The 8,465-nt window shown below is 30.9% G+C and carries 7 protein-coding genes; all 7 read right to left on the reverse strand.

What is annotated here, in order from left to right; genetic code table 11:
- On the reverse strand, nt 1-818 hold an 818-nt coding region (locus WBQ70_RS04530; protein ID WP_423911167.1), incomplete at its 3' end, for a CTP synthase.
- A gap of 154 nt (nt 819-972) precedes the next feature.
- Nucleotides 973-1,206, reverse strand: a complete 234-nt coding sequence (locus WBQ70_RS04535; protein ID WP_423911170.1) for a DUF3820 family protein — start codon at nt 1,204-1,206, stop codon at nt 973-975.
- A 131-nt stretch (nt 1,207-1,337) separates the two neighbouring features.
- A complete protein-coding gene (locus tag WBQ70_RS04540; protein ID WP_423911172.1) occupies nt 1,338-1,739 on the reverse strand; it encodes an OsmC family protein in 402 nt (133 codons plus the stop codon).
- A complete protein-coding gene (locus tag WBQ70_RS04545) occupies nt 1,739-3,853 on the reverse strand; it encodes a LysM peptidoglycan-binding domain-containing protein (protein ID WP_423911175.1) in 2,115 nt (704 codons plus the stop codon). The genes WBQ70_RS04540 and WBQ70_RS04545 overlap by 1 nt, the downstream gene beginning before the upstream one ends.
- 93 nt (nt 3,854-3,946) lie before the next feature.
- Nucleotides 3,947-5,878 carry a LysM peptidoglycan-binding domain-containing protein gene (locus WBQ70_RS04550; protein ID WP_423911178.1) on the reverse strand — a complete coding sequence of 644 codons (1,932 nt, stop codon included), beginning with the start codon at nt 5,876-5,878 and terminating at the stop codon, nt 3,947-3,949.
- 73 nt (nt 5,879-5,951) lie between these two features.
- Nucleotides 5,952-7,481 (reverse strand): glutamine-hydrolyzing GMP synthase, encoded by a 1,530-nt coding sequence (gene guaA, locus WBQ70_RS04555; protein WP_423911181.1) that lies wholly within the window; start codon nt 7,479-7,481, stop codon nt 5,952-5,954.
- Between the two features lie 99 nt (nt 7,482-7,580).
- Entirely contained in the window at nt 7,581-8,288 is a 708-nt protein-coding gene (locus WBQ70_RS04560) for a hypothetical protein (RefSeq protein ID WP_423911184.1), read from the reverse strand.
- Nucleotides 8,289-8,465 lie beyond the last annotated feature (177 nt).

Consider the following 8,465-nt stretch of genomic DNA (forward strand, 5'->3'; position numbering starts at 1 on the left):
GCTCTTTTAGGTAAATCTAATTTTTTTAAAGCAACTACATCTAATCCTTCTTCAAGCATTAAATTAGGTACTTCATATATAGTTGAAGCATCAATAGATTGAATAACGGCTTCTCTTTTCACGTTACAAAACAACGCTAATTTATTACGAATTTCATTTGAAATTTCGTGTTCTGTTCTACAAACTAAGATGTCCGCTTTAATACCACTTTCCATCAACGTTTTTACAGAGTGCTGTGTTGGTTTTGTTTTCAACTCACCTGCTGCAGCTAAATAAGGAACTAATGTTAAATGGATTACAATAGTATTATGCTCACCCATATCCCAAACTAATTGACGTACAGATTCAATATATGGTAATGATTCAATATCTCCGACAGTTCCACCAATTTCAGTAATAACAATATCGTAATCACCTGATTTACCAAGTAATTGCATTCTGTCTTTAATTTCATTGGTAATATGAGGTACTACTTGAACGGTTTTTCCTAAAAACTCACCTCTTCTTTCTTTTTCAATAACAGAAAGGTAAATTCTACCAGTAGTAACATTGTTAGCCTGAGAAGTAGGAACATTCAAGAAACGTTCGTAATGTCCTAAATCCAAATCGGTTTCAGCACCATCATCAGTTACATAACACTCCCCGTGTTCATAAGGATTTAATGTCCCTGGATCCACGTTTAAATAAGGGTCAAACTTTTGAATTGTTGTACGGTATCCTCTGGCTTGTAACAATTTTGCCAATGATGCTGCAATAATTCCTTTTCCTAATGAAGAAGTCACACCACCAGTAACAAAAATATATTTCGTTTGATTCATTCTGTTCTAATTTGTATTGTAATTGTATAAAAAACGATGCAAAAATACGATTATAAATTGGGATTATGCTAATTTAAAAAAGAGATAATTGGGAAATATGACAATTGATCAACTGATTAATTTATATCTCAAAAACCTTCCTTATTTTAAGAGATTATCTAGCTTTTGGGTATCTTTTTTTGATATTCCGTATCAATTCCTCCAATCCATTCAATTTTAATTCGTAAACCAATTGAAGTTGCTGTCCTAATTCCCCTTTTGGAAATCCCTTGTTCTGATACCAAACCACATAATATTCAGGTAAATCAATTAAATAACGCCCTTCATATTTACCAAAAGGCATTTTTGCATGAGCTAACTTGATGAGTTGTTCTTGGTTTTTATCCATTTTTTCAAAAGATTTTTTTAAGAGAAAAGAAGCAAGAGAAAAGAAAAAAGAGGATGGACTCTCTTGCTTCTTTTCTCTTGCTTCTTTTCTCTTGCTTCTTGCTTCTTTTTCTATATTCTTTTCTCTTTATTCTATTTCCAGTTAAAACTAATTTTCTTTTCGATATCAGGATGTAAACTTAAAAAAACAGGACAAGTCATAGCTGTTCTTTCTAAAATCACTTTTGTCTTATCATCAACTGTACTATGCATATCAAATTCAATTTTGATAGCTCCTATCCTTCTTGGTTCTACATTCATAATTTTAGTAACATTAGCTGTCGAAGTTGACAAATCAACTTTCAAATCACGTGCTTTGATTCCCATAATCGTAAACATGCAACTTGCCAAAGCATTGGCTACAGTATCTGTTGGAGAAAAAGCTTCTCCCTTACCATTATTATCTAATGGTGCATCAGATATGATTTCACTTCCTGATTGTAAATGAATTGACGATGTTCTTAAATCTCCTAAATACGTTACTTTTGATGTCATTATTTTGCTTCTTTAATCGTTAAATCAGAGTCATAATACAAGATAAAAACCCCTCTATTAGTATATCCTCCATCTGCTTTTAAGTAATATTCAAATTGATTATCTACTTGTTTTGTTGCCACAGTATTGACTGTTTCTTCAAATTTGACATTTTGAACTAATCGCATCATTGTATCAAAAGTAACATCAAAACCACGAGATGCATACGTTCCTGGATAAACATTATTTATTTTCTTATAATTTCTATCAAAAATAGCCGCTTCATTTGAAGCATTTTCACGTGTTACTGAAGGATACATCAATTTCAGTTTTATTAAATTTTCAAATTTAATTTCTTCAAAATCAAACGTACTATTAGGCTCTAAAATCACTAATTGTACTTGATACTCTTTCATAACACCTAACATCATTGCTAGTGTAGTTTTAATCATCCAAGTATTTTCAGTTTCCATCACCACATAGTTCATCTTATCTTTCACTAATAAACTTTTGAAACTTTCAACAGACACACTTCCTTGATCTGTAAAAGCTACAAATGGAACAGCAGGTTGATTTTCTTTAATGTATTTAATTATAGATTCTTTTTTCTTATCTACTACAGCCATGATGTTTCCACCATTGGAACGCATAAAATTAAACATGGTATTTTTAACAGTTTCAGGAGAAGGAATCGTTTGATATAAATTACGATACGGATTCCCTACTTCTTTGGACAAAGGCGATATAACAGGAGTATTGGTTTCTTTTAACAATTTAGCGGCCACTTCAGCATTGCTTTGGTAAAAAGGACCAATGATAGCATTTGCTGTCTCTAGTTGATAATTTTTAATTAATGCTGGAACATTGGAACCAAATTTATTTTCTTGTGAATCATAGATTTCAATATCAATAGGTAATCCCATCACTTTAGCAGAATCAATAGCTATCAAAGCTCCTGCATAAAAGTCTAAAGTCATATTCAAAAACTTATCTTTTTTTATTCTATTAGAAGTAGAATTCACAGAATCTGATTCAATTTTCGGAATATTAAACGGTAATAACATCACTAATCTTTTGCGTTTTCCCTCTGCAATAATGTTAGATAATGACGAAAATTCTTTTTTTGTTTCAATTAATGGAACTATTCTAGAAGGAACTTTCAAGACCATTCCAATAGTAACACCATTTGCTAAAGCAGGATTTAACTTAATTAATTCATCCTGAGTTAAATCAAACATTTTAGACAAACTATATAAAGTTTCTAATGGTTTTACTTCATAAGTGGTATACTCAAAATCTGCTTTTGAATTATTTAGTTGAACCATTTTTGAAGGAACCTTCAACACCATTCCAATAGTAACACCGTTTGTTAAAACAGGATTTAACTTAATTAATTCATCCTGAGTTAAATCAAACATTTTAGACAAGCTATATAATGTTTCTTGTGGTTTAACTTCATAAGTAGTATACTTTAAATCTGTTGTAATTGGAGTTAAAACGGTAGATTTATTCTCTACAAATTCACCTGTTTTAATTTCTTTAGACAGTTTCCCTTTTATCAATAATTTATATCCAATAGTTAGATTTGGAATAATTTCAGGATTTCGTTTTTCTAATTCATCAATTGTAATATTATATTGCTTTGCAATAGAATACTTTGTTTCTTTAGGTAACACTTCATGGTAAATCACTTTTTCAGTTACTATAGGAGCAACTGACTTATTCAATTTATTATTAGGAATAACCAGAACCTGCCCTATTTGTATACCATTTGCTTCCAAAAAAGGGTTTGCTCTCTTTAACTCCTCTTCTGAAACACCATATTTCTTACGAATCCCATATAAAGTTTCTTTAGGCATTACTTCATGCGAACCTGTAGTCAATTCTACTTTTGGCTTAACAGTAGTAACTTTAATTCTTGACTTACCTGGAATTAATAATATCATGTTTGGTTTCAATCCTCTTTGAGCATCTGGATTAAGTTGGTATATATCAAAAGGTGTGACTTGATATTTTTGAGCAATTTTAACTATAGTCTCCCCCGCTTCAATCTTATGTGTAATTGTTTTCTCTTGAGAAAATACAGTAATTGATAATAAAAGAAAAAATGGGATTATTTTAAAAAAATGGGTCATATTTATATTCTAAAAATTAATTTTTAATTAAACTAAAAAGCTTTTATAAACCTAACATATTCAAGGGAAACTTCATTATTTACATATATAATCTTAATCAGATGGCCTATTATCCTCTAATTTTACAATTTTTACATCCTTATAATCAATATTGTTTTTTTGTTTCACTAATTTTCCTACCAAGCCTTCAATATTTGTAGCATAATCAGAATAAACATAATACGAAAGTTTATTTACATTGAAAAAAAAGCTAGTATTAAAATCTCCTGCATCTATTAATTTAATAATAAATTCATCTCTTGGTGTTGCTTCTGTAAACTCTTTTAACACCAAATAAAATCCTAGTTTATTATCATGTATATTATCAATAACTTCAATTTTATCAATAATTTCAGCATATAAATTAGGATTTTTAGCTATTATCTCTGCTCCTTGTTCTGTAGTAATAGGAATTGAATTAAATTGATCAGGATTGACTTCTTTCTGTTTTTCAATTACTTCCTTTTGATGTCTATTGATTTTTAACAATGCTAAATTATCATCAAAGGACCTTGCTTCTGTACTATAAAAAGTTGCCTTGCTAATATATCTTTTAACTTCTATCTTTTTTTGTGCTCCTAAAGAATCTATTTTACCTAATAAAGCCGTATTTTGTTTGTCGTTTTTCTCTTGTGTTACTTTGTATTTATTTAGATCTTCGTATGAAAGACCATCTATTTTTTCTTGTTTTGCTTCCTTTTCTCCTTCACGAACTTTCCTTTTGTATACTTGATTTTCCGCAACAGCGATTTGTTCCACTTTATTCATTAATTCAGCATAATTTTTTCGGTTTATAGCAAGTTCACGCTTTAAATTATTGGACATTTCGTTTGTTTGAGCAATATTTTTATAAGACTCATTTTCCAAACGTTTTGTTTCTCTTAAATCGGTAATTTTCATTTCCTTTAAATTAGTCAAATCTCCGTCCATAAAAACAATTAATGAGTCTAATTTTCCCATCAAAATTTCTTGTACATTTCTATTTGCTTCAAGTACTAATTTTAATTTTTCAGATGACTTTTCATCACCTTTTTGCCAGTCAACCGTATTTAAATCAAATTTCAAATTATTAATTTTGATGATTTTTTGATTCATTTCTTTTTGAACAGTCAATCGATCTTTTAAATCTTGTATTTGTACTTTTTTAGCTTTGTCATTCTCTACAACAACTTGTTTTTCTGCCAATGCAATCATTAACTCTTCAGTATCGTTTTCAGGATTGATCTTATCTTTATTAATAGCCAGCTTATTGCCTTCCACTAAGCTGCTTATTATTTCTGGATTTTGAGACTCTAACTGTTCTATTGAAATTCCGTATTGCTTTGCAATAGAATATTTTGTTTCTTTAGAAGCAACAATATGAAAAATAGTTTGTTTATTGATTATTCGGACTCTACCATCTAATGTCTTCTTTTTGTTAGGAATCACTATTAGTTGCCCCGATTTCAAACCATCATTTAGTATCTCTTTATTAATCTCGCCCAAATCCTCAACAGACACATTATAAGTACGTGCTATACTAAATAAAGATTCTTTTGGCAAAACTATATGTTCTGTTTTGGTGTTTTTTATGCCTGATTTGTTTTGTTGCGATTGTAGTAATTCCGTTTTAGGAATTGTTAAATGTTGTCCAGATTTCAAACCTTCGTTAAGCAATTCTTCATTGGCTTTTTTTAAGGATTCAACTGAGATCAAATATTTTTTTGATATACTAAATAAAGTCTCTTTTGGTTCAACAATATGTATTGCAACTTGATCTATTTCTATATTAGAAATTGAATAAACGGGTATTTTTAGAATTTGATTTTCTGAAACTCCGTTTTGTATTCCCGAATTATATTTATACAAATCATTGAGAGGTAACTTGTAATTTAGAGAAATAGAATAAGCGGTTTCTCCTTTTTTTGTTTTATGCTCTAAAAACGAATTTTGAGCGGAAATTATTGTAGGAATTAGCAACAATATAATCCTTAAAAAAATCTTCATCAATATTATTTTTTACAATTAAGTATTTACAAATGTAACTACTTAATTGTAAAAAAATAATATTTATATTGAATTATTCCCACTCAATAGTTGCGGGTGGTTTAGAGCTAATATCATAAACAACTCGGTTCACTCCTTTTACCTTATTGATAATATCATTAGATACTTTCATCAAGAAGTCATACGGTAAGTGTACCCAGTCAGCCGTCATTCCGTCAGTGGATTCTACTGCTCTAAGTGCTACTACTTTTTCATAAGTACGTTCATCACCCATGACACCTACACTATTTACAGGAAGTAAAATAGCTCCTGCTTGCCAAACTTTATCATACAATCCCCAAGATTTTAAACCATCAATAAACACTTTATCAACATCTTGTAAAATTTGAACTTTCTCTAAAGTAATATCACCTAAGATACGAATAGACAATCCAGGCCCTGGGAAAGGATGTCTTCCTAATAATTCTGGATCAATTCCTAAAGACGCACCTACCCTACGTACTTCATCTTTGAAAAGCATACGTAAAGGCTCTACAATTTTTAATTTCATATAATCAGGAAGCCCTCCCACATTGTGATGTGATTTAATAGTAGCCGAAGGTCCTTTTACAGAAACTGATTCGATAACGTCAGGATATATAGTTCCTTGGGCTAACCAAGTTACATCTTCAATTTGGTGTGACTCATCATCAAAAACTTCGATAAAAGCATTTCCAATCGCTTTTCTTTTTAATTCTGGATCGGTAACTCCAGCTAATGCATCATAGAAACGTTGAGAAGCATCCACCCCTTTTACGTTTAATCCCATTCCTTCGTATTGATCTAAAACACTTTGAAATTCATTTTTACGTAACAAACCATTATTTACAAAAATACAATATAGGTTTTTACCAATGGCTTTGTGTAATAAAACAGCTGCTACAGTAGAATCAACTCCTCCAGATAGTCCTAAAACAACTTTATCATTTCCAATTTTCTCTTGCATTTCAGCCACTATCTCTTCAACAAAAGCATTTGGCGTAAAATTTTGAGGTACTTCAGCAATTTTCACTAAGAAGTTCTCTAACATTTTAGAACCGTCAGTAGAGTGAAAAACTTCAGGATGGTATTGAATAGCATAAGTAGTTTCTCCTTCAATTTTGTAAGCAGCAAATTCTACATCATGAGTACTCGCTAACTTAACACCATTAGTAGGTAATGCTTTGATACTATCACTATGACTCATCCAAACTTGGCTGTTTTCAGAAACGCCATCGAAGAAAATTTCCTCTTCCTTAATATAAGATAAATTAGCTCTACCGTATTCTCTTGTATTAGATGCAGCAACTTCTCCACCACTAAAATGGGCTAAATATTGTGCTCCGTAACAAACGGCAAGCATAGGTAGTTTACCTCTAATTTGGGATAAGTCAGGGTGTGGTGCATCTTCTCCGCGAACAGAGAAAGGGCTACCTCCTAAAATTACCGCTTTATAACTTGATAAATCATCTGGAAAATGATTGTATGGAAAAATTTCGCAGAATATATTTAATTCGCGAACTCTACGCGCAATAAGCTGAGTGTATTGCGATCCGAAATCTAAAATAAGTACGTTGTGTTGCATGGGCGCAAAATTACTTTTTAAATTTGGATTGTAAAAATGGATTTTTATTTTTTTTGATATAAAATAGCAAAGGTTTTTTTTGACTTATTTCAATGCGAATTACTCCTTAACAATAATGAACTTTCCTTTGACTCCAGTGTCCCAATTTTCCCAAAAATCCGAACGCACAAACTTCCCTTTATCATCATAGATTTGAAACTCAGCCGTATTCCCACCTAAACTACCTCTATTCAATGCCTCAAGTTCGAATGTGTTTATTCCTTCTTTAAAATAAATTCGGAATACCTGATAATTACTTTGCAATTGAATCCTCTCTTTTACAGCTTGATTATTCAGTGATGCTTTGATTAAATCACCATCAATTTGACCAAAATCACGGCATTTGATAACGAAATACTCTGATGTAGTTCGGAGGTCTCCAAAATTCACATCAATTTTAACGAGCATTCTAGAATCTAACTTTAAACCTTCATTAACTAATGATCGATCCAAACTTTTACTTAACTTCTCTTTTAAAGCTTCACCAGGATCGTCAAAATCATTATGCTCAATCATAGAAATAGGCTCTGGTTTTTTCCCATTAGAATACGTTGGATCTTCCATAGGCGTTTCAGGATTCTTAGCATTAGGTTTAGGAACCACTGCAAAAGGATCTTTATTACTGGGTTTTTCGGGCACTGGCTTTTTTTCCGCTTTGGGCGGAATAGCTACAGGTGGAATCACTTTAAAGGTTTTATTAAACTCTATTTGAGAATACCCTGTGGTGACCACACCAATCATAAAAATAAAAAAAAGAATTCTCTTCATACAATATTATAATGACTACATCTAAAAACTATTTTTTTCAAAAATAAAAAACCAACAGTAGATAACAACTTTTTGATTCTAATTTAACTTTACTTTATTAGTCGAAAATAAGCCAACCTGTGCAAAAGACAATGTCTTTTTTAAATCAAAAATGAGTGTTTTTTATTTGAGTATTTT

Origin of the sequence: Flavobacterium sp. (assembly GCF_049590715.1) — a bacterium.
Classification (GTDB): Bacteria; Bacteroidota; Bacteroidia; order Flavobacteriales; family Flavobacteriaceae; genus Flavobacterium.